This window comes from Bradyrhizobium liaoningense (assembly GCF_018130785.1).
GTDB lineage: Bacteria > Pseudomonadota > Alphaproteobacteria > Rhizobiales > Xanthobacteraceae > Bradyrhizobium > Bradyrhizobium liaoningense_A.
Genome location: NZ_JAFCJT010000006.1, coordinates 106,009 through 131,576 on the forward strand (window position 1 = coordinate 106,009; position 25,568 = coordinate 131,576).

The window sequence follows — 25,568 nt, forward strand, 5'->3', positions numbered from 1 at the left end:
CCCTTAGGGCGGCGCGGCCAGGTGAACTGCTTTTTGCTCTGCGAGCTGCTCGATCTCCTCGGTCGAGAAACCGGCCTCGCGCAAAATGTCGCGGCCATGCTGGCCGAGCGTCGGTGCGGGGCCGGCGGCTTCCGGCTGGGTCGCGCTCCAGGTGGAGGGCACGCGCATCTGACGGATGCGGCCTTCGACGGGATGATCGACGGTCCTGAAGAAGTCGATCGCCTCGAGATGCGGATCTTCGAGGATTGTCTCCAGCGTATGCATCGGCATCACCGGAATGTCGGCGCGCTCCAAGAGCTCGCGCCATTCCGCCGTGGTGCGCTTGAGGAAGACGTGGCCGATCTCTTCGTAGATCTCGTCGATATGTTTGGTGCGCGCGGCGTGGTTGGCAAAGCGCGGCTGATCGAGGAAGTGCGGCTGTCCGATCGCTTCAAAAAAGCTGCGCCAGTGCTTGTCGTTGTAGATGAGGACGCAGAGATAGCCGTCGCTGGTCTTGTAGGGGCGGCGATAGCGCGAGAGCAGGCGGGCATAGCCGCCATGGTCGAGCGGCGGATCGTAGGTGAGACCGCCGAGATGATCGACCAGCACGAATTCCGTCATCGATTCGAACATGGGAACGTCGATGCGCTGGCCTTCGCCGGTGCGGCTCTGATGCATCAGCCCGCCCATGATGGCGTTGACCATCATCAAGCCGACGATGCGGTCGGCGATGGTGACGGGAACGTAGCGCGGAGTGCCGTCGCCGGCGGCCGCGAGCAGCGTCGGAATGGTCGCGGCGCCCTGGATCAAATCGTCGTAAGCGGGCTTTGCGGCATAGGGCCCGGACTGGCCGTAGCCGAACGCACCGACATAAACGAGGGCGGGATTGATCTCGCGAAGCGTCTCGTAGTCGAGGCCGAGCCGGGCCATCGCCTGGGGGCGCACGTTATAGACGAGCGCATTGGCTCGCTTCGCCAACCGCAGCAGCGTGTCGCGCCCCTCCGTCTTCTTCAGGTCGAGCACGATGCTGCGCTTGCCGCGATTGGCATTGAGGAACATCCCGCCCATGCCGGGCGTGCGGCCGGGACCGATCTGGCGCACGATGTCGCCCTCGGGGCTTTCGACCTTGATCACGTCGGCGCCCATGTCCGCCAGCACCTGGGTGCCATAAGGACCCATCAGCACCGAGGTCAGGTCGAGAATCGTGAAGCCGGCGAGCGGTCCCATGGGGCCTCGTGGGTTGAATTCATATACGTGGAGTTAGAGTTCAGAAAATGTCGGTGTCAATTCCACGCGCTGCTCCCTCGGCGCATAGCGCCATGCATAGTTCATATGCTTGACAGATAAATTCACATATATGTACATTTTCCTCAAGCAAGAAGTGGAGTGAGGGCCGGACGGTGCCGCAGCAAGTCGCTGCCGCCTTCGGCATGGGGACGCGTCAAGGAGAACGACATGAAGAAGAATCTGGTCCGGGCTGCCGCAGTGCTCGCTCTCTCGCTGCCGGTCTCGACGATGTCGGCGCAGGCACTGGAGCTGAAGGTCGCCGATAGCTTCCCCGCCGGTCACTATCTCGTCCGCCTGATGCTCAAGCCCTGGATGGACGACGTCACCAAGCGCACCAACGGCGCGGTGACCTTCACGTATTATCCGAACCAGCAGATCGGCAAGGCGGCCGACATGCTGCGCCTGACGCAGTCCGGCGTGGTCGACATCGGCTACATCGGACCGTCCTATGTCTCCGACAAGATGCCGCTGTCGGAAGTCGCGCAATTGCCGGGCGCGTTCGCGACCAGCTGCCAGGGCACGCTCGCCTATTGGAAGACCGCGCGCGAAGGCATTCTGGCGAAGCAGGAATACGCGCCGAACAAGATCAAGCTGCTGATGGCCGTGGTGCTGCCGCCCTACCAGGTGTGGACTGTCAAATCGAAGGTCGAGACGACCAAGGACATGCAGGGCCTGAAGCTGCGCACCACGGGCGGTGCGCAGGACCTGACGCTGCGTGCGCTCAACGCCGTGCCGGTGCGCATGGCTGCGCCCGATGCCTATGAATCGCTGTCCCGAGGCACGATGGACGGCCTGCTGTTCCCACTGGACAGCGTCGTGTCCTACGGCCTCGACAAGCTGGTCAAGCACGCCACCGAAGGCGTCAGCTTCGGCAGCTTCATCGTCGCCTATTCCATCAACCAGTCGGTCTGGGACAAGCTGCCCGACGACGTGAAGAAGGCGATGAACGAAGCCTCGGAAGCGACCACGCCAAAGGCCTGTGCCGACGTCGACAAGGAAGGCGAAGTCACCAAGAAGCAGATGCAGGGCGAAGGCGTCAGCTTCGATCCGTTGCCGGAGGCGACGCGCGCCGAGATCAAGGACAAGCTCAAGGGTGTCGGCAAGGAGTGGGCGAGCGGGCTCGACAGTCGTGGCAAGCAGGCCTCCGCCGCGCTGAAGGAGTTCGACGATCTGCTCGCCGCCGGCGGCGCCAAGTAGTTCGGCAAGCACAGGGAGGCGCGAAACGTGATCAAACGGGCAGGAGATGTGCTCGGCGCGCTGGAACGCGCGCTGACGGTGATTGCGGTGGTGTTCATGTTCGTGATCATGCTGCTGGTGGTGACCGACGTGTTCATGCGTTACGCGCTGAACAGCCCGTTCTCATTCACCTATGATCTGATCGGACTCTATCTCCTCGCCGGCGTGTTCTTCTTCACGCTGTCGGACGCGTTGCGCGAGCATGTCCATGTCGGTGTCGACATTCTCCTGTCGCGCTTCTCGCTGACGGGGCGACGGCTGTCCGAGATCGTCACCGCGCTCGCTGGGCTGTTCGTGTTCGTCCTGATCTGCAAGGTCGGGTTCGAGCGCGCGCTGGAGAATTACGAGCAGCACGACGTTCTCTCCGGCGCGATCCCCTGGCCGACCTGGATTTCGGCGGCGCTGGTGCCGTTCGGCTGCGGCGTGCTGGTGCTGCGGCTGGCGCTCCAGCTCGTCGGCAATGTGCTGAGCCTCGTCAGCGGCCGTGACCTCTATCCGCTGCCGCCGGTGACCGGCGTCGGCGAAGCACGCGGCTTCGAGTAACGGGCGATATCCATGACACCTTTCATCGTTCTCGCCCTGCTGTTCGGCCTGCTCGCGCTCGGCACGCCCGTCGGCTTCGCCATGGCCTTCTCCGGCTCGGTCGGCCTGGTGATGGTCGGCGGATGGGCCACATTGTTCGGCATCCTGCAGACCGCGCCGCTCTCGACCGTCTCGTCCTACGAACTCATCACCATTCCGATGTTCCTGCTGATGGCGGATCTCGTGCTGCTGTCGGGTGTCGCGGACGATCTGTTCAAGACCGCATCGGCCTGGGTCGGCCGCATTCCCGGCGGCCTCGGCATGGCGACCGCGCTCGCCGGCGCCGGCTTTGGCGCGATCTGCGGCACCTCGACCGCCTCGGCCGCGACGCTGTCGTCGACCAGTCTTCCCGCGATGATCCGCCAGGGCTATGAGCCAAAGATGGCCGCGGGCGTGGTCGCGATATCAGGCACGCTGTCGATGCTGCTGCCGACCAGCGTCGCGCTCGTCATCTTCGGCCTGCTCGCCGAAGTGAACATCGGCAAGCTGCTCATCAGCGGCATCATCCCGGCGATCCTGGTGACGTTCACCATCATGGCCACGATCTATTTCCTGGTCTGGCAGGATCCCTCGCGCGCGCCCGCCGCGAAGTCGGTGCCGTGGCGCGAGAAGTTCGCGCTGCTGTGGCAGGTCTCGCCGATGGTGGTGCTGTTCTCGATCGTGACGGGCACGATCTATCTCGGCGTCGCGACCCCGACGGAAGCGTCCGCCTTCGGCGCGTTCGGCGCTTTCCTGCTTGCGATCGTCAAAGGCAAGATCACGCCGTCGTCGCTCTATGCGACGCTGCTGCGGGCCTGCCACGGCACCTGCATGATCATCATGATCCTGGTCGGTGCCTCGATCTTCGGCTACTTCTTCACGCTCACCCATGTGACGCAGGATCTCGTCGCCTGGATCGGCAGCCTGCCGGCCTCGCGCTGGGTGATCATCACGCTGATCCTGTGCGGCTATATCGTGCTCGGCTCGTTCATGGACCAGATCGCGATCCTGGTGCTGACCGTGCCGATCGTGCTGCCGCTGATCAAGACGCTCGGCTTCGATCCGATCTGGTTCGGCGTCATCAAGATCGTCACCGCGGAAGTCGGCATGATCACGCCGCCGGTCGGGCTGAACTGCTTCATCGTTGCCCGCTATGCCAAGCGGCCGGTAGCAGAGGTGTTCCACGGCACCTTCCCGCACTTCATCGCGCACCTGATCGCGATTGCGATCCTGGTGGCGTTTCCGTCTATCATCCTCTGGCTGCCCTCGCAGATGGGGCGCTAGGCACCACAGCATGATCCGGAAAAGTGTCCTGCGGTTTTCCGAAGATCATGCGCAACCAAAGAACTCGAGCGCAATGTCATCGCGCTTGAGAGCCTCCACAAGGAGACCATCATGGATTTCGCGCTTACCGATCAGCAGGAAGCCATTCGCGACGCCATCGCAAAGATCTGCGAAGGCTTTCCCGACGCCTATTGGTTGAAGAAGGACCACGACGGCGGCTTTCCGCACGATTTTCACAAGGCGCTGGCCGACGCCGGCTGGCTCGGCATCTGCGTGCCGGAAGCCTATGGCGGCTCCGGGCTCGGGATCACTGAAGCTGCGATCATGATGCGCACGATCGCGGAATCCGGTGCCGGCATGTCCGGCGCCTCCGCGGTGCATATCAACGTGTTCGGGCTCAATCCCGTGGTCGTGTTTGGCACCGAGGAGCAGCGCAAGCGCATGCTGCCGCCGATGGTCGAGGGCCGCGAGAAGGCCTGCTTCGCCGTCACTGAGCCCAACACCGGCCTCAACACGACCCAGCTCAAGACCCGTGCGGTCGCCAAGAACGACCGCTACATTGTCAATGGCCAGAAGGTGTGGATCTCGACCGCGCAGGTCGCGCACAAGATCCTGCTGCTGGCGCGCACCACGCCGCTGGAGGAGGTGCGCTCGCCGACCCATGGCCTCAGCCTGTTCTACACGGACTTCGATCGCAAGAAGATCAAGGTCCACGAGATCGAGAAGATGGGCCGCAAGATCGTCGATTCCAACGAACTCTTCTTCGAGGACTTTGAGATCCCGATGGAGGACCGCATCGGCGAAGAGGGCAAGGGTTTTCAGTACATCCTCGAAGGCATGAACCCCGAGCGCATCCTGATCGCGGCCGAAGCGGTCGGTCTCGGCAAGCTGGCGCTGTCGCGCGCGACCGAGTACGCCAAGACACGCGTCGTCTTCAACCGACCAATCGGCAAGAACCAGGGCATCCAGCATCCGCTCGCGGTGAACTGGGTCGAGCTCGAGGCCGCCTGGCTGATGGTGATGCAGGCGGCCTGGCAATATGACAAGGGCTTGCCCTGCGGCGCCGGCGCGAACGCCGCGAAATATTTCGCAGGTGAAGCCGGATATCACGCCTGCGAGCAGGCGGTGATGACCCATGGCGGCTTCGGCTACGCCAAGGAATTCCATGTCGAGCGCTACTTGCGCGAAGTGCTGATCCCGCGCATCGCACCGGTCAGCCCGCAACTCGCGCTCAGCTTCATCGCGGAAAAGGTGCTGGGCCTCGCCAAGTCGTACTAGGCTCGGCGCTCGGGGAGGATCGCCATGAACCTCGCTCACCATCTGCTGCGCGCTGCCAAGGCCGACGCATCGGCGCCGGCGCTGCTCAAGGGGTTGACGCCGGTCGCCGACTACGGCCGGCTCGCCACGACGGTTGCGTCGCTCGCTGCATCTTTGCGGCGGCGTTTTGGCCTCGCAAAGGGCGACCGCGTCGCACTGCTGATGAAGAACGTGCCTGATTATGTCGCCTGCCTCTATGCCTGCTGGCATGCCGGGCTGGTCGCCGTTCCCATCAATGCAAAGCTGCATCCGCGCGAAGTTGCGTTCATTCTGGAGAACTCCGGCGCGACCGTCGTCTTCGTGACCGAGGACATGGCGAGCGTCGCGTCGGAAGCGCTGGCGCTCGGCGCGACCAAGCCTCGTGTCGTCGAGGTCGGCTCGGCCGAGCATCGCGGCCTGGAGAAGGCCGATGGGATCGCCATCGCCGATGTCGCGATCACCGATCCCGCCTGGATCTTCTACACCAGCGGCACCACCGGTCGGCCCAAGGGCGCGGTGCTGAGCCATCGCAATCTGCTTGCGATGTCGCTGAACTATCTCGCCGAGATCAATCCGGTCGTCCCCGGTGAGGCGCTGCTGCACGCCGCGCCGATGTCGCACGGCTCCGGCCTCTACATGGTGCCGCATGTGCTCGGCATGGGAGCGCAGATCATTCCGGAAAGCGGCCGCTTCGAGCCGGACGAGATTCTCGAGCTGACGGCAAAGCGCGACGGCGTCTCCTTCTTCGCCGCGCCGACCATGGTGCGGCGCCTCACAGTGGCGGCAGTGACGGCGGGTGCCACCGCGCCGGGGTTGAAGACCATCATCTATGGCGGCGGTCCGATGTATGTCGCCGATTGCAAGGCGGCGCTCGCCGCGTTCGGGCCCAAACTCGCGCAGATCTATGGTCAGGGCGAGACGCCGATGACCATCACCTGTTTGCCGAAGTCCATGCATGTCGACGCCGGCCATCCGCGCCACGAGGAGCGCCTCGCATCAGTGGGCATTGCACAGGGCGTGGTGCAGGTGCGTACCGTGGACGAAGCGGGGCGGGAGGTTGCACCCGGTGAGGTCGGCGAGATCGTCGTGCGCGGCGATACCGTCATGTCCGGCTACTGGCAGAACCCGGACGCCACCGCGAACACGCTGCGCGACGGCTGGCTCTACACCGGCGACATGGGCGCCTTCGATGCGGAGGGCTTCCTCACGCTGAAGGACCGCTCCAAGGACGTCATCATCTCCGGCGGCACCAACATCTATCCGCGCGAGGTCGAGGAGGTGCTGCTACGGCATGAGGCCGTCGCCGAAGTCTCGGTCATCGGCCGGCCGCATCCGGAATGGGGTGAGGAGGTGGTGGCCATCGTGGTTCCCGCCGAGGGCAGGGCGGTGACGCGGGACGAACTCGACCAGATGTGCAATGCCTGGATCGCACGCTTCAAGCGGCCGAAGCATTATTACGTCACCGGCGAGCTGCCGAAGAACAGCTACGGCAAGATCGTGAAGACGGAGTTGCGCACGCTGCTGGCGGAGTCCTCCGCGCGTCTCACCCAGATGGACTGAGGTGGCGATGTCCGGGGACGCGCCGCCGATCGATTTCTCCGGCTTGATCCGCGATGGCGATCTCGTCGTGTGCGGGCAGGCGACGGCGGAGCCGGTCACCCTCACCGAGGCGCTGATGGCGCAGGCGGCAGATCTGCCGCCCTTCCGCATGATGGTCGGGCCTGCGTTCTCTGACACGTTCTCCGCCGCTTGCCCGCCCAACGTCTCGTTCCAGAGCTATGGCGTGATCGGCAATACGCGGCGGCTGGCCAAGGCCGGGCGGCTCGACGTGATCCCAAGCAATTACAGCGCCTTCTGTGCCGACTTCGCCGCACGCCGCCACAAGGCCGATGTCGTTCTGGTGCAACTCGCCGAAGCCGGTGACGGGCGGCTGAGTGCCAGCCTCTCCAACGACTATGTCATTGATGCCGCGCGCGGCGCACGCCTCGTCATCGCCGAGATCAATCCCGACGCGCCCTTCACGTTCGGGGCGGAATGGCCGGTGGACGTAACGATCCATGTGCGCGTGGCGGCTCGCCGCCCGCCGGTTGAATTGGCCTCGCCGCCGCTCGACGAGGTTTCGCGGCGCATTGCGGCGCATGCGGCGGGCCTGATTTCCGACGGCAGCACGCTTCAGTTCGGCGTGGGACGCATTCCAGACGCGATCCTGTCCTCCCTGTCCCATGTTCGCAATCTCGGCATCCATTCCGGCCTGATCAACGACGCCGTCGTCGGTCTCATCGCGCGCGGCGCGGTGACGAATGCGGAGAAGGGCATCGACGCCGGTATCTCCGTCACCAATCAGGTGATCGGGACAAGGCGGCTCTACCGCTTCGTGCACGAGAACAAGGCGGTCGCGGTGCGGCCGACGTCATATACGCATGGTCAGAACGTACTGGCACGGATCCACCGGTTGGTCGCGATCAACTCGGCGCTTCAGGTCGGGCTCGATGGCAGCGTGAACTCCGAAACGCTGAATGGCATAGCGATCGGAGCGATCGGCGGACAGCTCGATTTCGTGCGCGGGGCCAATGCGTCGCCCGGGGGCAGGGCGATCATCGCGCTGCCGGCGACGGCGTCCGACGGAACCAGCCGCATTGTCGCCAATGTGGAGACCGTGACGACGCCGCGCGCCGATGTCGATGCCATCGTTACCGAATGGGGTATCGCGGAGCTGCGCGGCTGCGGCCTTGCCGAGCGCGCGCGGCGCATGATCGCGATCGCGGCGCCCGGGCACCGCGAGGCGCTGTCGGCACGGCTCCGCGGCTCCGCGGGCTAGCTCAGTTCATCATTGCGAGCGTCGGACGCTGGCTCTCGCCGGACCCGATGATAGCAGGGAGATCCGTCGCCTCGCCGGCGATCATGCCCGACATCTGCCAGAATAAATGCGCGAGGCGGGAGAACACCAGCCGCTCGCGCTCGGCAGGAACGGTACCATCAGGGACCGTCACGGTTTCGAGGCCGACCACTTTCTTGAAATCGGGCCAGATCGTCATCGACTGCGCGATCACGGAGTAGCAGCGCGGATCGTCATCGCTCTCGTCGGGCGCCGGCGGCAGACCGGGATATTGCGTCGGTGCGGCGTAGAACTTGTAGGCACCATAGCCGAGCTGGAGCAGGAACTTTTCGGAGACGGCAACGTCCGCGGCAAAGGACACCAGCCGCGCCTCGCTCAGCACGTCGGGGTCGATTGCGCCGAGGTCCGATGCGCGCAGCGCCGAGCAGAAGGCGAGGTCGCGATTGTGCTCGCGGAGCAGATTGGCCAGCGGCTGCTGCTGTTGCACGGTGTCGGTGAGCAGGATGATGGTCTTGAGCATCGATGGTGTCCGTCAGGGAAAGAGATGTCGGGCGGTCATGACCGCATCGTCGGCCGCGTGGTGGGCGAAGAAGTCGTTGGCGATGCGCTGCCCCGGCGCGATCTCCAGGATACGGTAGCGCGCCAGTGCTGCGGCATCGCGCGCTGCGCCGACGTCTTCCTGCCAGGCGCAGAGCGACAGCTCGAGCCGGCCATATCCGCCGCAATCGGCGGCGTAGGCGCCGGTCACAGCTTCCACCGTCGCGGCAACCGCGCCCGCGTCGCTGGCCGAGATGTCGCGCAGGATCACGGCAACGCCGTTGGCGGTCTCGGGCTTCGCGGTCATGACCATGAAGGCATCGCGGGCGCCGGTGCGGCCGGCACGGCGGGCGGAGCGCACGATGCTTGCAAAGGCCGGATCGGGCCCGAGCTCCATCGTCGTCGTCTGCCGGTCATGCAGGATCGTGGCGCGCATCGCACCGAGATCGCCCTTCAGCGCGTGATAGGACCTTGGCAGCCACACGGTATCGAGCGGCACTTGCGACGAGGTCAGGCTCCAGGCCTGGTCGAGCAGATAGCCCTCCCAGATCGCAGGATAGGACGCGGCAAGCTGCTGCCAGGCACGCAGCAGCATCTCGGCACGCTCGGTGCGGCCGAGATAGAGCGTGCGCGCCGACATCTCCCAGCGATTCCACTTGTGGAGCGCGACGTCGCAGCCGAGGAACGACGGCAGCAGCGGCGCTTCGCGCAAGGTCGCGCCGGCTTCGACGAAGAGCAGCGGCTCGCGAAATTTGTTCCACATCCGCACCATGAACTCGGCCTTCTCGAAGCAGAGCACGCGGTCGTCGAGCTGGGTATCGATCGGCTCGATATGGCAGGCGAGGTCGAACCGCTCGAGCGAGTGCCGGAGCGCGAATGCGGCGATCGGGTCGCCACCGCGCGGGTAGCAGGAGACGACCCGCGGACCAACCGTGGACTTATCGGCGGCGGTGAGGAGCTTCGACCAGCCGATGCCGCCCCACCACAGCTCGTGCGGGCCGTCCGCGCCGCAGGGGCCGACGGTGCCGAATTCGGTCAGCTTGGACTTGAGGAAGTCGAAGCCGGGATTCTCGCTCCTGGGGATGACAACGGCGCAGCTGGGCGTGAACGAGCGGTAAAACAGCTCGGCCGCCGCGCCGCTTAGCGGCTCGTTGAGGATGATGACGCCGTCCCGCCGGCTGTCCGGCCGCTCGTCAAGCGTCGGCGCGCCGTACTCGCCGACCAGCCGGTCCAGGCGGTCGCGCTGGGGCCGGCCGAGCCTGATACCGCCGGATTGCAGCAGTCGATCGAGATTTTCGTGCGTCCCGTCCGTCAATTCGGTACCCCCGGTCCCAGCCCTTGGACTTCAACGTCCCGAGTGGCGCGATCAGGCGAACTATTTGGGATTGGAACCGAGCGGTGTGATTGCGACGGAGTAGATCGCGATGTCGTGCGTCATTGGCGCGGCCGGGATCAGCAGGCAGCCGTCCTCGGTCTCGGCGCGATAGTGGTCGCCGTTCCTCTGAATCCGGGCATAGACCAGACATTCAGCCGCGATGCCGAGCACGTCCTGGCTCTCGGCGGCGTCGCGGAGGTCGTCGGCGGTCTGGATGGTTACGCCATGCAGCAGGCCTTCGGCGGCGAATTTCGGCAGCGGCAGCGCGATCATGGCAATGCCCATCGCGCGCGAGACCGGAATACGCACGCGCAACTCGCCAAGGCCGGTGCGATGGACGGTGACCGTCTCGAGCGTCGCGTCGCCGCTGGCGCGGAATAACCCGACCTGGACCGGACCCGAGGGGCTCTCCTCGAAGACATCGGCGGGCAGGCGGTTGGCGCCGAACAGCGTGTAGAGATAGGCGTGAGACGGCGAGAGGCGCGCGAAGCTGCCCGCAAGCCACATCGGCGGCGCGGCCGACGCGCAGGCAGCCGAAAGGCCGCGTGCGGTGATCTGCCGGCGGATGAAATCGCCGTCGAGCATCGGCGCCAGTGCATGCGTGCCGAGATTGACGTCATGCTTCAATTCGCCGAGCACTGCGAGCTCGTCATCGTCGGGCAGCAGCAAGAGACGCGCCAATGTCGCCGTGCACCAGCGCGCGGCGATCCCGGCCACGGCATAGGGCCTGAGGCCAAGGTCGAGCGCGACGTCTTCGCAGCTTTCGGCAAAGGCGAGGGCGCCAGCCTGGATCTCGGCGGCCAGCGCGATCTGGCTTTCGGGGCGTGGATTGATCTCGCGCAGCACCTGGTCGCCGTCATAGTCGCGCACCGACCCGTCGGCCGAGCAGCAGATCTGCTCCAGCAGCGCGACGTTGCGGATCAACATGCGTTTGACATGCGGCGTGACCACGAGGTCGGAGATCAATCCTTCCGCGCTGTCTTCCTCGGCGATGTCGTCGAAGGCATCGTCGAGCGACATCAGATAGGCGCCGTGGAGACGGATCTTGACGCCTTCGAGGTCGAAGATTTGGCGCAGCGCCTTCTGCACACTGCCGGAATAACCGAGATCGGCGAGCACGAGGTCGGTACAGTCGTCGAAGCCGGGGATGACGTGGCGAAGATAAGTGAGCAGCCGGGTGCGCAGGCCGGCGGCAAGCTCGACGATTTCCGCCGGATCGATCAACTCCGGAAGTGCCTCGGCCAGCGCCTCCCCTGTGGCAATTCCATCGGGCAAGCCGGCGAAGAACGTGGCGACCCTCGGTGGCATCGTCTTCACGATGTCGTGGAAGGTCGGCGCGTCAATCTTGAGGACTTTACCGAGGAGATCGACGATCGGCTGCATCGTGTCGGCCGAGGCAATCAGGCTGACGCGGCGGTTGATCTCGAGATAGGCCGAACCCATGCCGTGCAGGTCCTGCCAGATCCGGTGCGCCAGAAAGCCGTCACGGCCGAGGAAGCCGAGCGCGACCTTTCGGCCGGGGCCGGACACCTCTTCGCAACGCCTGGCGATGAAGGCGTCGAATGCGCCCATGACCGGGCCGAGTACGGTCAGCCCCAAATGGAAGGCTGGAGATTTCTCGGCACTGCGGGCCGCGACCATGCGCCGTAGCGTTCGCGCACCATGATCAAGCCGCGACGGCGCGCCGGCACACAACAGTTCGAACAGCGCCGCCTCGCGCTGAAACCTTGAGGCCAATTGCGCGGGCGCCTGCGGATAATAGCGCGGCCGGATGCCGTGGCGCTTTGCGCCCTTGATGTCGGCCGTCTCGTTGTCGCCGACGTGAATGGAGGAATTCGCGTCCACGCCCTGTTCCGACAGATATGTCGCAAACAGCGTCTCGCTCTTGCTGCTGCCATGGTCGCAGGACGCGTAGAGGAAGTCCCAGGTCAGCCCGGGACGGCAGGCTCGCAGCAGTCGCGCCAGCCGGCCCGAATCCCAGTACGTGTCGGAGATGAATCCGACGCGATGGCCGGCGCGCTTCATGTCCAGATATTGCCGGATCATGTCGGGGTTGGCGCGGCACAGCTCGAGCTCCGCCGAAAACTCCGATTCGACCAGATCGCTCAAATGGCTGCGCGTGAGGCCGAACAGCTTGAATGGAAAACAGGAATAGATCTCTTCGATATGTACTTCGCCGGCGTCGCGCTTCTCCTTCGCGATTCGGCGCGCATGCGATTCGGCCTGGATTCGATGCTGAACGAAACTGGCGGAAACATTCGGATAAGTTCTTGAAATGCCGGAAAGCTCGTAAGTCCTTTCAAATACGCCATCTGGCGTGGTGCAGGCGCGAAGCAGAAACGTATCGAAAACATCGAACGACCAAGCAGAAACAATTTGCGCGCAGTGCCTCGCATCGGCCGTTGCGATCTTCATGTGGTAATTCCCCGTCCACCATGACGATTAACGTGCGGATGCGTGGAGTCAGGCGTCACAAATGCGAAAAAAGTTCACGCGCGATTCAAAATCGCATTCGTCGCGACTGACAGATTCAAAAAAATCGCTAGGTTCGAAAAAGGTGATTCGGAAAAAATTGCCGAGTGCGGAAGTCGTCTCGCGTTCATTTACACTCGGAAACAATCGCTGCTTCGCGTGCGATGCGTGTGTCGTGTTCGATCACCTAGTGCCGCGTAATGTCAGCGTTTTCTCCCGAGTACATCTGTTCAGGATGGATGATCCGCCATGGCGCGAGACGATGTGATGATTGCAGATGTGATGCGCGCGCGATGCGCGAAGTCGGCAATTATTGCCCGATACTCGGCAAAAGATACCGGCTAACATCTTGAAAAATAACAAAAATTCTTCGCCCGGATTGTTTTGGCCCCGCGTTCAACGCCTGGAAGCCGTGTGGCATGTGCGCCGCCGGCGTTGCGGGTTGGAGGTTGCGGGATGAGTTACGCTGCTGATGTCTGGGCTCCCGCCGAAGCCGGGATCACGACGACGGCGCCGGTCGATGCGATCGTGCCGCTGACGCCGTCCGTGCCGCTCGCGCCGGACAGCGCGCCCGTTGCCGCCGAAATCGTCTACGACGAGGACAGTGAGCTTCTCGACAGGCTCGCAGCCGGCGACGAAGTTGCGTTCCGCGCGCTGGTCGAACGCCACATCGATCGCGCCTACGCAATCGCGCTGCGCATCGTCGGCAACGCGGCGGACGCCGAGGACGTGGTGCAGGACACCATGCTCAAGATCTGGAGTCATCGCGGTCGCTGGCAGCACGGCCGCGCCAAATTCTCGACCTGGCTCTACCGCGTCATCTCCAACCGCTGCATCGATCTGCGCCGCAAGCCGCGCAACGAGAATGTCGAGGCCGTGCCTGAGGTCGCCGACGGTCAGCCCGGCGCCGTCGAGATCATCGAGCGCAACGAGCTGAACGACATGCTGGAGCTCGCGATGCAGCGCCTGCCCGAGCAGCAGCGTATCGCGGTGATCTTCTCTTACCACGAGAACATGAGCAACGGCGAGATCGCCCAGGTGATGGACACCACGGTCGCAGCCGTGGAGTCGCTGCTCAAGCGCGGCCGCCAGCAGCTTCGCCAGCTGCTGCGCAAGCACGAACGCGACATCCGCACCGCGTTTACCGATTACTAACCATAAAATTGGCCTCGCGAAAATTTTCGCGCCTGATCTCCTTGCACTCCGCCGTTTGAGCGAACGGACGGGGCTGCGGTCCGCGTCGTCGTAAGTCGATTTTCACGATGCGGCACGCCATGCCCATCAGCACAGGAGCCTTCAATGCCCGCAATTAACACCAACACCGCCGCCAACGCCGCGGTCCGCTACCTCAACATCAACTCCTCGCAGGAAACCAGCTCGCTCTCGAAGCTGTCGAGCGGCTCGCGCATCACGTCCGCCTCCGACGACGCCGCCGGTCTCGCGATCTCGACCCGCATCTCCTCGGACGTCACCACGCTGCAGCAGGCCGCGACCAACGCCTCGCAGGCGACCGCGATCCTGCAGACCGCCGACGGCGGCGCCTCGAACATCTCCGACATTCTCGCCCGCATGAAGTCGCTGGCCTCCGAATCCGCCTCGGGCACCACGACCGATTCCAGCCGCGCCTACATCAACTCGGAATTCACGCAGCTCACGAGCGAAATCGATTCGATCGCGTCCGGCACGCGCTACTCCAGCCAGAGCCTGCTCGACGGCACCAGCGTGTTCTCGTCTGGCGTGTCGGTCCTGGTCGGCTCCTCCGGCTCGGACACCATCACGATCACCCTGACGAGCCTCACGGCGTCCTCGCTCGGCGTGTCCTCGCTCGACGTCAGCTCGCTGTCGGATGCGACCTCGGCACTGGATACGCTCGATACCGCAATCGATACGGTCTCGGCCGCCCGCGCCAGCATCGGCGCCCAGGAATCGCGCTTCAATTTCAGCGCCGATTCGATCTCGACCCAGACCCAGAACCTGCAATCCGCGAACTCGGCCATCAAGGACGTCGACATCGCGGCCGAGCAGTCCAAGCTCTCCTCCGCGGAAGTGAAGACCCAGGCCGCCGTGTCGGCGCTGGCCGCGGCGAACCAGATGCCCCAGTACCTGCTCAAGCTGCTGGGCTGATGATGATCAAAGCGGGCCGGCATGACGCCGGCCCGCTTCCTACCAGGGATAGCCAGGCAAAGTGACCAGCGTCAGTTCGACCAGCAGCACAAGTTCGGGCGTCTCTGTCACCACGAGCGGGACGACCAATTCGAGCAGTATCGATTGGTCCGCGCTGATCCAGGCCGCGGTGGACGCGAAGACCGCGCAGGCGGACACGATCTCGACCACGATCACGAACAACGAGGCCAAGATCACGGCCTATCAGACACTGCAGAGCGACCTGAAGACGCTGTATTCGGGGCTGGCGTCGCTTTCGACCGCGGTGGTCAACTCGTTGTCCACCAGCGCATTTGCCACGCGCTCGGCGAGCATCAGCTCGACCGGCGATGTGAGCGCCTCCTCGGCGCTCTCCATGACGATCAAGAGCGGTGCCGCGATCGGCGACCACACGCTGACGATCAGCCAGCTCGCCACTGCAAACAAGATTTCCGGCACCTCGCAATCGAGCCAGACCGACGAGCTCGGCTACTCCGGCACGTTTTCCATTGGTCTCGAGGGTGGCAGCACATCCGACATCACCGTCACCAGCACGATGTCGCTCCAGGATGTTGTCGATGCCATCAATGCCCAGACCTCGACGACCAACGTCCAGGCCTCGATCGTGCAGGTCTCCAGCACGTCGTACCAGATGGTGCTGACTGGCACCGAGGACGCAGCGGACATCACGTATTCCAGCACGTCGGGCGACGACATCATGAACGAGCTGGGCGTGACCGACAGCTCGGGGAGCTTCGCCAACGTCATCCAGCAGGCGCAATCGGCCGAGTTCGCGCTCGACGGCATCTCGATGACCCGCGACACCAATGACATCTCCGACGTCCTGAGCGGTGTCACGTTCAGCCTGTTGCAAGCGACGCCGGACGGAACGTCGTTGAACATCAGCATCGAGACCGACACCAGCCAGATCGAATCGGCGGTGGAGACGTTCGTCACCAACTACAATGCCTTTCGCGACGAGGTCGTCGCCCAGCAGGCGACCACGACCGACGGCACGGCGGATTCCAGCGCGGTCCTGTTCGGCGACGGAACCATGCGCAACATCATGGATGCGCTTCAAAATGCCCTGAACAGCACCGTGGGCGGCATGACCATGGCCGATCTCGGCCTGTCCTTTAACGAGAACAACGAGCTCGAGCTCGACACCAGCACGCTGTCGGACATCCTGAGCACGAACCTGAGCGGCGTGACCACGCTGTTGTCGGCGCAGACCACGACGTCGTCGAGCCAGCTCAGCGTCGTCAACACCGGCACGTCGCCGCAATCCTTCACCCTGGATCTGACGGTCGATGCCGACGGCAACCTGAGCTCGGCATCGGTTGGCGGCGACTCCTCGCTGTTCACGGTCAGCGGCACCACGATCATCGGCGCTTCCGGCTCGATCTATGCCGGCATGGCCTTCACCTATAGCGGCTCGACCTCGCAGTCGATCACGGTGACCTCGACCACGGGCATTGCCTCGCAGATCTATCAGATCGCGAAGAACTACTCGTCGTCGAGCGGCGCGCTGCAAACGCAGATCACCAGCCTGACGACGCGCGACGACGATCTTCAGCGGAAGGTCGACGACATCAATAGCGCGGCGTCGACGCTGCAGTCGCAGCTCCAGACGCAATACGCGAAATACCAGGCGGCGATCGAGAGTGCCAACAGCACGCTCGATTACCTCAAGGCCCTGCTCAATTCCAGCTCGAGTGACTGACGATGAATAATGCGATGGCGTACATGGCCAACCAGGCCTATCGGGGAACGGCGACGACCGTGCCGCCGCTCAAGGCGGTCTCGATGCTGCTTGGCGGCGCGATCACGTTCCTTCAGAAGTCGATCGCCGCGCAGGAGGCGCGCCGCTTCGAGGAGGGGCACGAATATCTGATGAAGGCGACAGCGATCCTCCGCGGGCTCAGCCATAATCTCGATTTTACCAGGGGTGGCGCGGTGGCGGAACGGATGTTCCAGACCTACAACGCCTTGATCCTGGCGAGCCTCAAGGCCTATGGCCGGCCGCATGCCCGCGAGAGTTTTCGGCGGATCATCGCCGGGGTGACCGAACTGCGGGAGGCTTGGGAGTCCGTCGATGCAACCGTGCGGGGCGGCAAGCCCGTGCTGGCCGATTCGGCTCGGGCGGGCTGAAAAGCGCGGGCGCCCTGATCCCGGGAGAACTCCGGCGATCATCCGGGCCATGGTTTCGCACACTTTCCGTAGTGCTGCGGGCGCTTTTGGCGGCCGGGTCCGCTCGAATCCGGTTTCCGCCGCGCCTGCAATGCTTTATGACGGGCCGGACCGAGGCGGAACCGGCGGGCGATGGACCTCACCGAGTTTGAAGAACTGATCGATCGGCTGGGCGAGGATCTCTCCCTCTGGCCCGACGATCGGCGTTCGCCCGCCGAAGAGCTGATGGCGCGATCGTCTGCCGCGCAGGCGCTGCTCGAAGAGGCGCGCGTCTTGCGCCAGGCGCTTGCCGCGCCCCCGGTCCGCGCCCCCAAAGGCCTCGCCGACCGCATCGCCGCCGCTGCTGCGAAAATGAAGGGCGACACCGCCGAGCCTCGCACCGAGGGCGAGACGGCGGGGAGCTGAACGGCTCTCTCGAACAAGTCTCCGCTATCTTCAGCTCGCCCCGCTTGCGGGGCGAGGGAGCGCAGTGCCATCGCGGCTGAAGATTAGCTCGACATCATTCCTCTTCTGACACGCGCACACGGCAGATTTTGCCGTGTCGAAAGCCGTTTTCGCGCGCGTGAATCGCCGCCTGAATCCGCGCGGCCACCCGTTTCATCAGCACAGATTTCAAGCGCCGCCGACCGACATCATGTCGCCGGCAGTGCGGGAAAGCCGGAGTTTCTGATGACCGTTTCCGCCGCGAGTTCTGCAACGACTGCGACCACCACGACGTCGTCGTCATCGAGCACGTCGTCCTCGTCATCGCTCACCTCAAGCGATTTCCTGAGTCTGCTCGTCAGCGAGCTTCAGAACCAGGATCCGCTGAACGCGACCTCGACGACCGACTTCATCAATCAGCTTACCTCCTACGCCAATTTCACGCAGCAGGAGTCGATCAACTCCAACATGTCGTCGCTGGCGAGCTCGTTCTCGAGCCTCGTGACGCTCAACTCGGTGAACTATATCGGCCACACCGTCGAGGCGAAGTCCGATACGGCGACCTTGAGCAACGGCTCGGCGACCTACGGCTACTCGCTGTCCTCGGCCGCGTCGAACGTCTCGATCAGCATCCAGGATTCCTCGGGCAACACCGTGTGGACCGGCACCGGCACGGGAAATTCCGGCTCCAACAGCTTCACCTGGGACGGCAAGGATTCCAGCGGCAACCAGCTCGCCGACGGCGGCAAATACACCATCTCGGTGACCGCGACGAATTCCGCCGGCAGCTCGGTGCTCAACTACACGACCGTCACCGGCACGGTGACCGGCATCGACACCTCGACTTCGACGCCCTCGCTCACGGTGAACGGCGTTGCTGTCAGCGCCGCCAACATCCTCGGCGTCACGTCCTGATTTCACGTTCTGATTTCCTCGGAGTTTCATCATGAGTCTCACCGGTGCATTGTCCTCGGCGATCTCGGCGCTCAGCGCCCAAAGCCAGTCCTTGTCGATGATCAGCGACAACATCGCCAACTCCGATACGACCGGCTACAAGACGACGTCGGCGATGTTCGATGCGCTCGTCACCGCGTCCAGCAACACGACGTCCTATGCCTCCGGCGGCGTCACCGTCTCGGGCCGCGCCAACATCACCCAGCAGGGCCTGCTGGCCGCGACTTCCAACGCCACCGACGTTGCGATCCAGGGCTCGGGTTTCTTCGTGGTGACCGACGCCAAGTCGGGCGGCACCGTCGCCTACACCCGCAACGGCGCCTTCACCACCGACAATGCCGGCTATCTCCAGAATAACGGCTATTATCTGGAGGGATGGCGCACCGACGCGGACGGCAATGTCGTCGGCAACGAATCGGCGAGCAACCTCGAAGCCATCAACACCCAGGTCGCCTCGACCAGCGGCAGTGCGACCACCAAGACCACGATCGCCGCCAATCTGCCGTCGGACGCCGCGACCGGCGACACCTACACCAGCTCGATGACGGTCTACGATTCGCTGGGCGCGGCGAACTCGATGCAGGTCACCTGGACCAAGACCGGCACCAACACCTGGAGCGCGAGCTTCGCCAATCCGACCTCCTCTTCGGATACCACGACCGCGACAGGCGCGGCGTCGGGCACGATCGACATCACCTTCAACAGTGACGGCTCGCTGGCCAGCACCAGTCCCGATCCGGCAACCGTCTCGATCACCGGCTGGACCGATGGTGCGGCCGACAGCACCATCACCATGGACCTCGGCACGGTCGGTGGCACCGATGGCCTGACGCAATATGCCTCTGGTGAGACGACGCCCTCTGTCAATGTCACCAGCATCGACTCTGATGGCTTGTCCTACGGCAAGCTGTCCAGCATCTCGATCGGCGCTGACGGCGTCGTCGACGCGACCTATTCCAACGGCCAGACCATTGCGATCTACAAGATCGCGGTCGCGACCTTCGCCGATCCGAACGGTCTTGCAGCCTCCAGCGACGGAATCTATTCGGCAACGGTGACGTCGGGCAATGCCGCATTGCAAGGCTCCGGTGAGAACGGCGCGGGCACCATTTACGGCAGCGAGCTGGAATCCTCGACCACCGACACCTCCAGCCAGTTCTCGAACATGATCTCGGCGCAGCAGGCCTATTCCGCCGCGTCCCAGGTCATCTCCACCGTCAACAAGATGTACGACACCCTGATCTCGGCGATGAGGTGAGCGGTGCCAGGCGAAAAGGCAAACGCCGCCGGGGAGGCGCTGCTGCACCGGCTGCGGCGGCTCCTGGCGCGGGCGGCGAACGTCAAGAGCGGCGACCGGAAGCAATTGCTCGCGCTGCTCGATGACGTGGAAACAACACGACGCGGTCTGGTGCGGCAAGCCGCAGAGATCGACGGCGAGATGAGGCAGGCGACCGTCAGGACCACCGCGATCGGCGCGTATCTGCGCAACTCGCAAGGCGGCCGCGGCAAACGGCATAACTAGAAGGCGATGACCATGACTGTAGCCCAAGCCAACAGCCAAGCCACGAGGACGATCGCTGCGAGCGGCGATGCGAGGATCAAGTCGCTGATCACGCTGATCGACACGCTGACTGCGCTGGTTGCCGAGGAGAATGCGGAGCTCGCCAAGGGCCTGCCGGCCTCGCGCCTGAAGCAGGTCGACGAGAAGAACAAGCTGGCAGAGATTTTTGAACGGACCGTTGCCGAGTGCGCGGCGGGCACGACCAGCCTGAACGTCAGGGATCGTATCCTGCGCGAGCAGCTTCTGGAGCGGATCCTGAGGCTGCGCGTGGCGATGGACGAGAATCTGGTGCGCCTGCGCGCGGCGATCGAGGCCAGCAACCGCCGGATCGAAGCGGTCATGCAGGCGATCCGCGAGCAGATCGCGGCGGTGTCGCCCTATGGCGCGTCCGGCCGCGTCGCCGCCGCCCGCGCGGTTTCCAGCGGCACCAGCCGTAGCGCCTGACGGAACGGGGGAAGCCGCCGTGTCGCTCGATATCGCACGATCGATCGCTTTCAGCGGGCTGTCGGCGACGTCCGTGCAGATCAGCGTGACGTCGTCGAACATCTCGAACGCCGACACGACAGGCTATACCAAGAAGACCGCGAGCCAGTCGAGCAGCGTCACCAATGGCGTCGGCACCGGCGTCACGGTGACGGGCATCACCTCGACGGTCGACAAGCTGCTGTTGAAGTCGTTGGTCGGCGCGGATTCCGATCTCGGCGCGGCCGACACCACCAACACCTATCTGACGTCGCTCCAGAAGCTCTATGGCTCGATCAGCAGCAGCGACGATTCCTCGTCCGGAACGTCGCTCGCCAACAGCATCGCCTCGCTGGAATCGGCACTCTCGTCGCTGGCAAGCACGCCGAGCAGCGCCTCGCTGCAATCCAATGTCGTCAGTGCGCTGGATGACGTCGCAAGCCAGTTGCGGGAGACCTCGAGCGGGATCCAGAAGCTCCGGTCGGACGCCGACCAGGACATCTCGTCCTCGATCGACGACGTCAATGCGGATCTGAAGCAGATCGCGGACCTCAACGCCGAGATCAAGCAGACGGCCGCGACAGGCCAGTCGACCGCGGACCTGGAGGACCAGCGTAACACCGCGCTCCAGGACCTCGCCTCCAAGATGAACGTGAGCTATTTCACGGCGTCGAACGGTGACCTCCAAGTCTACACCACATCCGGGCAGGCCCTGGTCGATTCTTCCGCGCACACGATCAGCTACACCGCCGCGGCGAATGTGACGGCGTCGACGACCTATACCGCCGGCTCGTCGTCGAGCGGTTTCAGCGCGATCACGGTGAACGGGGTGGACATCACCTCCCAGATCACCGGCGGGGACATCGGTGCGCTCATCACACTCCGCGACGAGACGCTGCCGGACGCGCAGTCCCAGCTCGATCAGCTGGCCCAGCAGCTTGCGTCCACCATGAACAGTGTCTCGAACAGCGCGTCCTCGGTGCCGGCGCCGACCAGCCTGACCGGAACGACGGCCGTCACCAGCAGCACCGCGCTGTCCGCCACCGGCACCGTGCGGCTCGCCGTGACCGACCAGAGCGGCAATCTGGTCTCCTACAGTGATCTCGATCTGTCGTCCTATTCCACGGTCGGCGACCTCGTCACCGCCATCAACGGCATTTCCGGAATGTCGGCCTCGGTCGATTCGGACGGCCATCTCTCGATCACGGCGACCGGCTCCGGCAACGGCGTCGCCATCAACGAGATGACGAGCTCGGTGGGGAGCTCGGGCGAGGGCTTTTCCGAGTATTTCGGCCTCAATGATTTGGTGACGGGAACCAGCGCCTCGGACATCGCGGTCAACAGCAAGATTCTGTCCGGTGCCAATGAACTCCAACTCGCGACGCTCGATTCGTCCTCAAGCCTGACGGTCGGAAGCTCGGTGCTATCGTCGGGCTCCGCCACCGTGATCAACGCCTTCTACGATGCGCTGACGGACTCGAGGTCGTTTGCGTCGACCGGCGGTCTTGCCGCAACGACCGGATCCCTGGCCGATTATGCCTCGGCCATCGTGTCCGACGTATCGAGCAAGGCCTCGCAGGCGTCCACCGATTACACCGCCAGGGAGACCGCGCAGTCGACCTATGCGAATTCGCTGTCGTCGCAGTCCGGCGTCAACCTCGACGAGGAATCGGCCAATCTGAGCACGCTCCAGAACAAATATTCGGCGGCATCGGCGCTGATCCAGGCCATCAACTCCATGTACTCGGCGTTGCTCACCGCCGTGCAGTCGACCTAGGAGGGCACCCCTATGGTTGCGATGAGGGTGGCCACCTTCGCCCAGTCGAACAGGATGATCGCCGACGCGATGCGCGTGGAGTCGGTCATGGCCAACAAGCAGATCCAGGAATCCTCGGGCGTCGTCTCGACCGATTTCGGCGGTTATGGCTCGGACGCGCAGCATGTCGTCAACCTCCAGGTCTCCGTAACGCGCGCACAGTCCTATATCGATGCCGCGACGCTCGCCGACAGCAAGGTCCAGGTGATGTATTCGGCGGTCGGCTCGGTGACCGACATCCTCACGCAGCTGCGCTCCCAGCTCAGCGCGGCCTCGACGGGAAGCTCGACCGAGGTGAACTCGGTCATCAGCTCCGCCCAGCAGATGCTGGAGCAGATGGGCTCGCTGATGAACACGCAGTATGACGGCCAATACGTGTTCGCCGGCGGCAAGACGGACACGGCTCCTGTCGATCTCACGAGCTTTTCGTCCGGCGCTGGCTCGACGACCACGGCGGACACCAGCTACTACAATGGCGACGACGAGATCGCCTCGGTGCGGGTCGCCGCGGACGAAACCGTGTCCTACGGCGTCACCGCCGACAATTCGGCGTTCGAGGAAGTGATGCGTGTCCTGAAGTTCGTGGCGAACAGCACCACGCTGTCGTCCTCGGACATAACCAGCGCGCTGGACCTCGCCAGCACGGCGCTCGACGACACCGCGGCGGTGCAGGCGAAGCTGTCGAGTTCTGCGTCCTCGATCGAGACTGCGAGCGCCCGCCAGACCGACTACAAAAGCTATGCCGAGACGCTGTCGAACGATCTCACCAGCGTCGATGTCGCAGCCGTCACGGCGCAACTTTCGACCTACCAGACGCAGCTCACGGCATCCTATTCGGCGCTGGGCAAGATCCTGAGTTTGAACCTATCGAGCTACCTGAAATAGGCCGGCCTATTCGGCGGCAATCCGCTCCATGGCCATGGCGCGAAGCCTGGCGCGCTGGATTTTCACACCGTTGGCGCTGTCGGTGACCGGGAAAGTGTCGACGATATAGATTCGTGCCGGAACCTTGTAGCCGGCGAGGCGCTCGCGCATACGCGCCACCAGTTGCTCTTGTTGCGGCGGCTCGTTCGCCGGAATCACGAAGGCGACGCAGCGTGCCTGCCCCTTGAGATCGACCGCGACAACCTGGGCGTCGGCAACCCCCGTGCAGGTCTTGAGCTCGTCCTCGATCTCGCCGGGCGCAACCAGGAAGCCGCCGAGCCGCATCGCATCGCCCGCGCGGGTCTCGTAGACGAAGGCGCCGTCGCCGCGCAGGCGGCCGATATCGCCGGTGCGGAAGAAGCCGTCGGCGGTGATCGCATCGCGCGTCGCATCCGGGTTGTTGAAATAGCCGAGGAAGCGCGAGGGCGCGCTGATCTCGAGCTCGCCGGAGACGCCTTGAGCCGCGATCCCGCCGGTCTCGGTGTCGCGCACGCGCACCATCGCGTCGGGAGACATCGGCCAGCCGCCGCCCTCGATGCGGTCGGCGAAGGCGTCACTGGCGCGGGCAATCGAGAACAGCGCCTGTACCTCGCTCGAACCGTAGAGTCCGAACAGCGGCATGCCGCGCGCCTCGGCCTCCGCGGCGAGCTCACGCCAGCCGGGCTGGAACGCGGCGAAGCCGCAGACTTCGAGATGCGGGAACGGCCGTGGTGTATCGGAGGGAGCGAGGATGCGGCGGAACATCTCGTCGGAGCCGAAGGCGTGCGTGACCTTGTGTTCGCCAAGGATCTTCAATGCTGGTGCCGCCTCGAAAGCATCGAGCACATGGATGGTCGCGCCGGCTGCGATGAAGCCGAGCAGGCTGGTCATGCCGAAGGTGCCGCAGAACGGCAGCATGGCCAGCAGCGAATGGCGCCGTGGCGAGAGTTTGAGCGCCTTGGCGACGGAGGCGGCGTGCGTGGCGAGCGTCCGTTGCGAATGCACGACGAGCTTCGGCCCCTTGGTTGTGCCCGATGTCGTGTAGAGCAGCACCGGCAGATCGACATCGTCATGCGCCGGCGGCGATGGCGGATAGGACCTCTCGAACGCATCGAAGCGCACACAGGGCCAGTGGGCGGGGATAGCATCTCCGCCGACTACCGCGACCCTTTGCAGCGCAGGCACGTCGTCCTTGGCGATATCGGCGAGGATGGCGGCAAAATCGATCGAGCGGAACGCGGCCTCGACCACCATCAGCCTGGCGCCGGACACCTTGAGCAGATGGCCGACTTCCGCGCTGCGGTAACGGGTATTGACCGCGGCGACGATCGCACCACAGCGGGCGGCGGCGAACAGCAGTGCGATCCATTCGACCCGGTTGACCAGCCAGACCGCGACCACGTCGCCCTGGCCGATGCCTCGCGCCGTAAGCCATGCGGCGGTCTGCTCGACCTTCCCGGAGAATTCCGCGCGCGAGACGGGCCTGCCGTCAAACACGAAGGCGGGCTCGGTGCCTTCGGCACCGATCAGCGATTGAAGCGAAAATTGGTTGACGCTCATGCAACCGGACTAACCCGATCGCACAAATCTGTCTACTTGGTGCCGAACATCCGGTCGCCGGCGTCGCCCAGGCCCGGCACGATGTAGCCGTGGTCGTTGAGCCGCTCGTCGATCGCGGCGGTCCAGACCGGCACGTCCGGATGCTCGCACTGGAACTGCGCGATGCCTTCGGGCGCGGCCAGAAGGCAGACGAAGCGGATGTCGCGGGCGCCGCGCGCCTTGAGCAGGGAGGCGCCGGCGCAGGCCGAGTTGCCGGTCGCCAGCATCGGGTCCATCAGGATCACGGTGCGGTCGGACAGGTCCTGCGGCGCCTTGAAGTAATATTCCACCGCCTGCAATGTTTCGGGGTCGCGGTAGAGGCCGATATGGGCGATGCGCGCCGAGGGCATCAGCGCCAGCATGCCGTCCAGGAAGCCGACGCCGGCGCGCAGGATCGGCGCCAGCGTGAGCTTCTTGCCGGCGATCTTCGGCGCCCGCATCGGGGAGATCGGCGTCTCGATCTCCACCAGCTCCAGCGGCAGATCGCGCGTCACCTCGTAGCCGAGCAGCATCCCGATCTCGTTCAGGATCTCGCGAAAACTCTTGGTCGAGCGGTCCTTCTCCCGCATGAGGGAGAGCTTGTGCTGGACCAGGGGGTGGGCGACGACGTTGACGCTGCTTGTGCTCATGAAACCGCTCTACACGGTTCCGTGAA

23 protein-coding genes are annotated in these 25,568 nt (G+C 64.4%); 17 read left to right on the forward strand and 6 right to left on the reverse strand.

Annotated elements, in window-relative coordinates:
* Nucleotides 1-3: 3 nt before the first annotated feature.
* A complete protein-coding gene (locus JQ627_RS16450) occupies nucleotides 4-1,206 on the reverse strand; it encodes a CaiB/BaiF CoA-transferase family protein (protein ID WP_212485210.1) in 1,203 nt (400 codons plus the stop codon).
* Nucleotides 1,207-1,434: 228 nt separating this feature from the next.
* On the opposite strand from JQ627_RS16450, the gene dctP reads away from it, so the two are divergent.
* The 6 genes from dctP to JQ627_RS16480 all read left to right on the forward strand — a co-directional run bounded on the left by dctP (nucleotide 1,435) and on the right by JQ627_RS16480 (nucleotide 8,461).
* The gene (dctP, locus tag JQ627_RS16455) at nucleotides 1,435-2,463 is read left to right on the forward strand and encodes a TRAP transporter substrate-binding protein DctP (protein WP_212485211.1); all 1,029 of its coding nucleotides are present in this window, start codon (nucleotides 1,435-1,437) and stop codon (nucleotides 2,461-2,463) included.
* 27 nt (nucleotides 2,464-2,490) lie between these two features.
* The gene (locus JQ627_RS16460) at nucleotides 2,491-3,045 is read left to right on the forward strand and encodes a TRAP transporter small permease (protein WP_212485212.1); all 555 of its coding nucleotides are present in this window, start codon (nucleotides 2,491-2,493) and stop codon (nucleotides 3,043-3,045) included.
* Nucleotides 3,046-3,057: 12 nt separating this feature from the next.
* Complete coding sequence (locus JQ627_RS16465) at nucleotides 3,058-4,347, forward strand: TRAP transporter large permease (RefSeq protein WP_212485213.1); 1,290 nt, start codon at nucleotides 3,058-3,060, stop codon at nucleotides 4,345-4,347.
* Between the two features lie 111 nt (nucleotides 4,348-4,458).
* A complete protein-coding gene (locus JQ627_RS16470; protein WP_014492761.1) occupies nucleotides 4,459-5,625 on the forward strand; it encodes an acyl-CoA dehydrogenase family protein in 1,167 nt (388 codons plus the stop codon).
* A gap of 24 nt (nucleotides 5,626-5,649) precedes the next feature.
* Nucleotides 5,650-7,203 carry an AMP-binding protein gene (locus tag JQ627_RS16475; protein WP_212485214.1) on the forward strand — a complete coding sequence of 518 codons (1,554 nt, stop codon included), beginning with the start codon at nucleotides 5,650-5,652 and terminating at the stop codon, nucleotides 7,201-7,203.
* Between the two features lie 7 nt (nucleotides 7,204-7,210).
* Nucleotides 7,211-8,461, forward strand: coding sequence for an acetyl-CoA hydrolase/transferase family protein (locus JQ627_RS16480; RefSeq protein WP_212485215.1), 1,251 nt, complete (start codon nucleotides 7,211-7,213; stop codon nucleotides 8,459-8,461).
* A 1-nt stretch (nucleotide 8,462) separates the two neighbouring features.
* On the opposite strand, the gene JQ627_RS16485 is transcribed toward JQ627_RS16480, so the two are convergent.
* Genes JQ627_RS16485 through JQ627_RS16495 form a run of 3 tightly spaced genes read right to left on the reverse strand, consistent with a single transcriptional unit; the run spans nucleotide 8,463 to nucleotide 12,806 of the window.
* Nucleotides 8,463-8,999 carry a hypothetical protein gene (locus JQ627_RS16485; RefSeq protein ID WP_212485216.1) on the reverse strand — a complete coding sequence of 179 codons (537 nt, stop codon included), beginning with the start codon at nucleotides 8,997-8,999 and terminating at the stop codon, nucleotides 8,463-8,465.
* Nucleotides 9,000-9,011: 12 nt separating this feature from the next.
* Nucleotides 9,012-10,331 carry a hypothetical protein gene (locus tag JQ627_RS16490; protein WP_212485217.1) on the reverse strand — a complete coding sequence of 440 codons (1,320 nt, stop codon included), beginning with the start codon at nucleotides 10,329-10,331 and terminating at the stop codon, nucleotides 9,012-9,014.
* A gap of 60 nt (nucleotides 10,332-10,391) precedes the next feature.
* The gene (locus JQ627_RS16495) at nucleotides 10,392-12,806 is read right to left on the reverse strand and encodes a hypothetical protein (RefSeq protein WP_212485218.1); all 2,415 of its coding nucleotides are present in this window, start codon (nucleotides 12,804-12,806) and stop codon (nucleotides 10,392-10,394) included.
* A 513-nt stretch (nucleotides 12,807-13,319) separates the two neighbouring features.
* Between JQ627_RS16495 and JQ627_RS16500 the strand changes: the two genes are divergently transcribed.
* The 11 genes from JQ627_RS16500 to JQ627_RS16550 all read left to right on the forward strand — a co-directional run bounded on the left by JQ627_RS16500 (nucleotide 13,320) and on the right by JQ627_RS16550 (nucleotide 23,296).
* Nucleotides 13,320-14,018, forward strand: coding sequence for an RNA polymerase sigma factor (locus JQ627_RS16500; RefSeq protein ID WP_212485219.1), 699 nt, complete (start codon nucleotides 13,320-13,322; stop codon nucleotides 14,016-14,018).
* A 144-nt stretch (nucleotides 14,019-14,162) separates the two neighbouring features.
* Complete coding sequence (locus JQ627_RS16505) at nucleotides 14,163-14,987, forward strand: flagellin (RefSeq protein ID WP_212485220.1); 825 nt, start codon at nucleotides 14,163-14,165, stop codon at nucleotides 14,985-14,987.
* A 61-nt stretch (nucleotides 14,988-15,048) separates the two neighbouring features.
* A complete protein-coding gene (gene fliD / locus JQ627_RS16510; protein WP_212485221.1) occupies nucleotides 15,049-16,728 on the forward strand; it encodes a flagellar filament capping protein FliD in 1,680 nt (559 codons plus the stop codon).
* Between the two features lie 2 nt (nucleotides 16,729-16,730).
* Nucleotides 16,731-17,156, forward strand: coding sequence for a flagellar export chaperone FliS (gene fliS / locus JQ627_RS16515; protein ID WP_212485222.1), 426 nt, complete (start codon nucleotides 16,731-16,733; stop codon nucleotides 17,154-17,156).
* 171 nt (nucleotides 17,157-17,327) lie between these two features.
* Complete coding sequence (locus tag JQ627_RS16520; protein WP_212485223.1) at nucleotides 17,328-17,600, forward strand: hypothetical protein; 273 nt, start codon at nucleotides 17,328-17,330, stop codon at nucleotides 17,598-17,600.
* Nucleotides 17,601-17,864: 264 nt separating this feature from the next.
* The gene (locus tag JQ627_RS16525) at nucleotides 17,865-18,533 is read left to right on the forward strand and encodes a flagellar hook assembly protein FlgD (RefSeq protein ID WP_212485224.1); all 669 of its coding nucleotides are present in this window, start codon (nucleotides 17,865-17,867) and stop codon (nucleotides 18,531-18,533) included.
* Between the two features lie 31 nt (nucleotides 18,534-18,564).
* Nucleotides 18,565-19,830, forward strand: a complete 1,266-nt coding sequence (gene flgE / locus JQ627_RS16530; RefSeq protein WP_212485225.1) for a flagellar hook protein FlgE — start codon at nucleotides 18,565-18,567, stop codon at nucleotides 19,828-19,830.
* A gap of 3 nt (nucleotides 19,831-19,833) precedes the next feature.
* Nucleotides 19,834-20,094: a hypothetical protein gene (locus tag JQ627_RS16535; RefSeq protein ID WP_212485226.1), complete on the forward strand. Its 261-nt coding sequence runs from the start codon at nucleotides 19,834-19,836 to the stop codon at nucleotides 20,092-20,094.
* A 6-nt stretch (nucleotides 20,095-20,100) separates the two neighbouring features.
* The gene (locus tag JQ627_RS16540; RefSeq protein WP_212485227.1) at nucleotides 20,101-20,577 is read left to right on the forward strand and encodes a flagellar protein FlgN; all 477 of its coding nucleotides are present in this window, start codon (nucleotides 20,101-20,103) and stop codon (nucleotides 20,575-20,577) included.
* Nucleotides 20,578-20,596: 19 nt separating this feature from the next.
* Nucleotides 20,597-22,372, forward strand: coding sequence for a flagellar hook-associated protein FlgK (gene flgK / locus JQ627_RS16545; protein ID WP_212485228.1), 1,776 nt, complete (start codon nucleotides 20,597-20,599; stop codon nucleotides 22,370-22,372).
* A 12-nt stretch (nucleotides 22,373-22,384) separates the two neighbouring features.
* Entirely contained in the window at nucleotides 22,385-23,296 is a 912-nt protein-coding gene (locus JQ627_RS16550) for a flagellin (protein ID WP_212485229.1), read from the forward strand.
* Nucleotides 23,297-23,302: 6 nt separating this feature from the next.
* Here JQ627_RS16550 and JQ627_RS16555 read toward each other — a convergent pair whose 3' ends face one another.
* Together JQ627_RS16555 and upp are read right to left on the reverse strand one after the other, a co-directional pair.
* Nucleotides 23,303-24,874, reverse strand: a complete 1,572-nt coding sequence (locus JQ627_RS16555; protein WP_212485230.1) for an AMP-binding protein — start codon at nucleotides 24,872-24,874, stop codon at nucleotides 23,303-23,305.
* A gap of 32 nt (nucleotides 24,875-24,906) precedes the next feature.
* Nucleotides 24,907-25,542 carry a uracil phosphoribosyltransferase gene (gene upp / locus JQ627_RS16560; RefSeq protein WP_212485231.1) on the reverse strand — a complete coding sequence of 212 codons (636 nt, stop codon included), beginning with the start codon at nucleotides 25,540-25,542 and terminating at the stop codon, nucleotides 24,907-24,909.
* Between the last annotated feature and the right edge of the window lie 26 nt (nucleotides 25,543-25,568).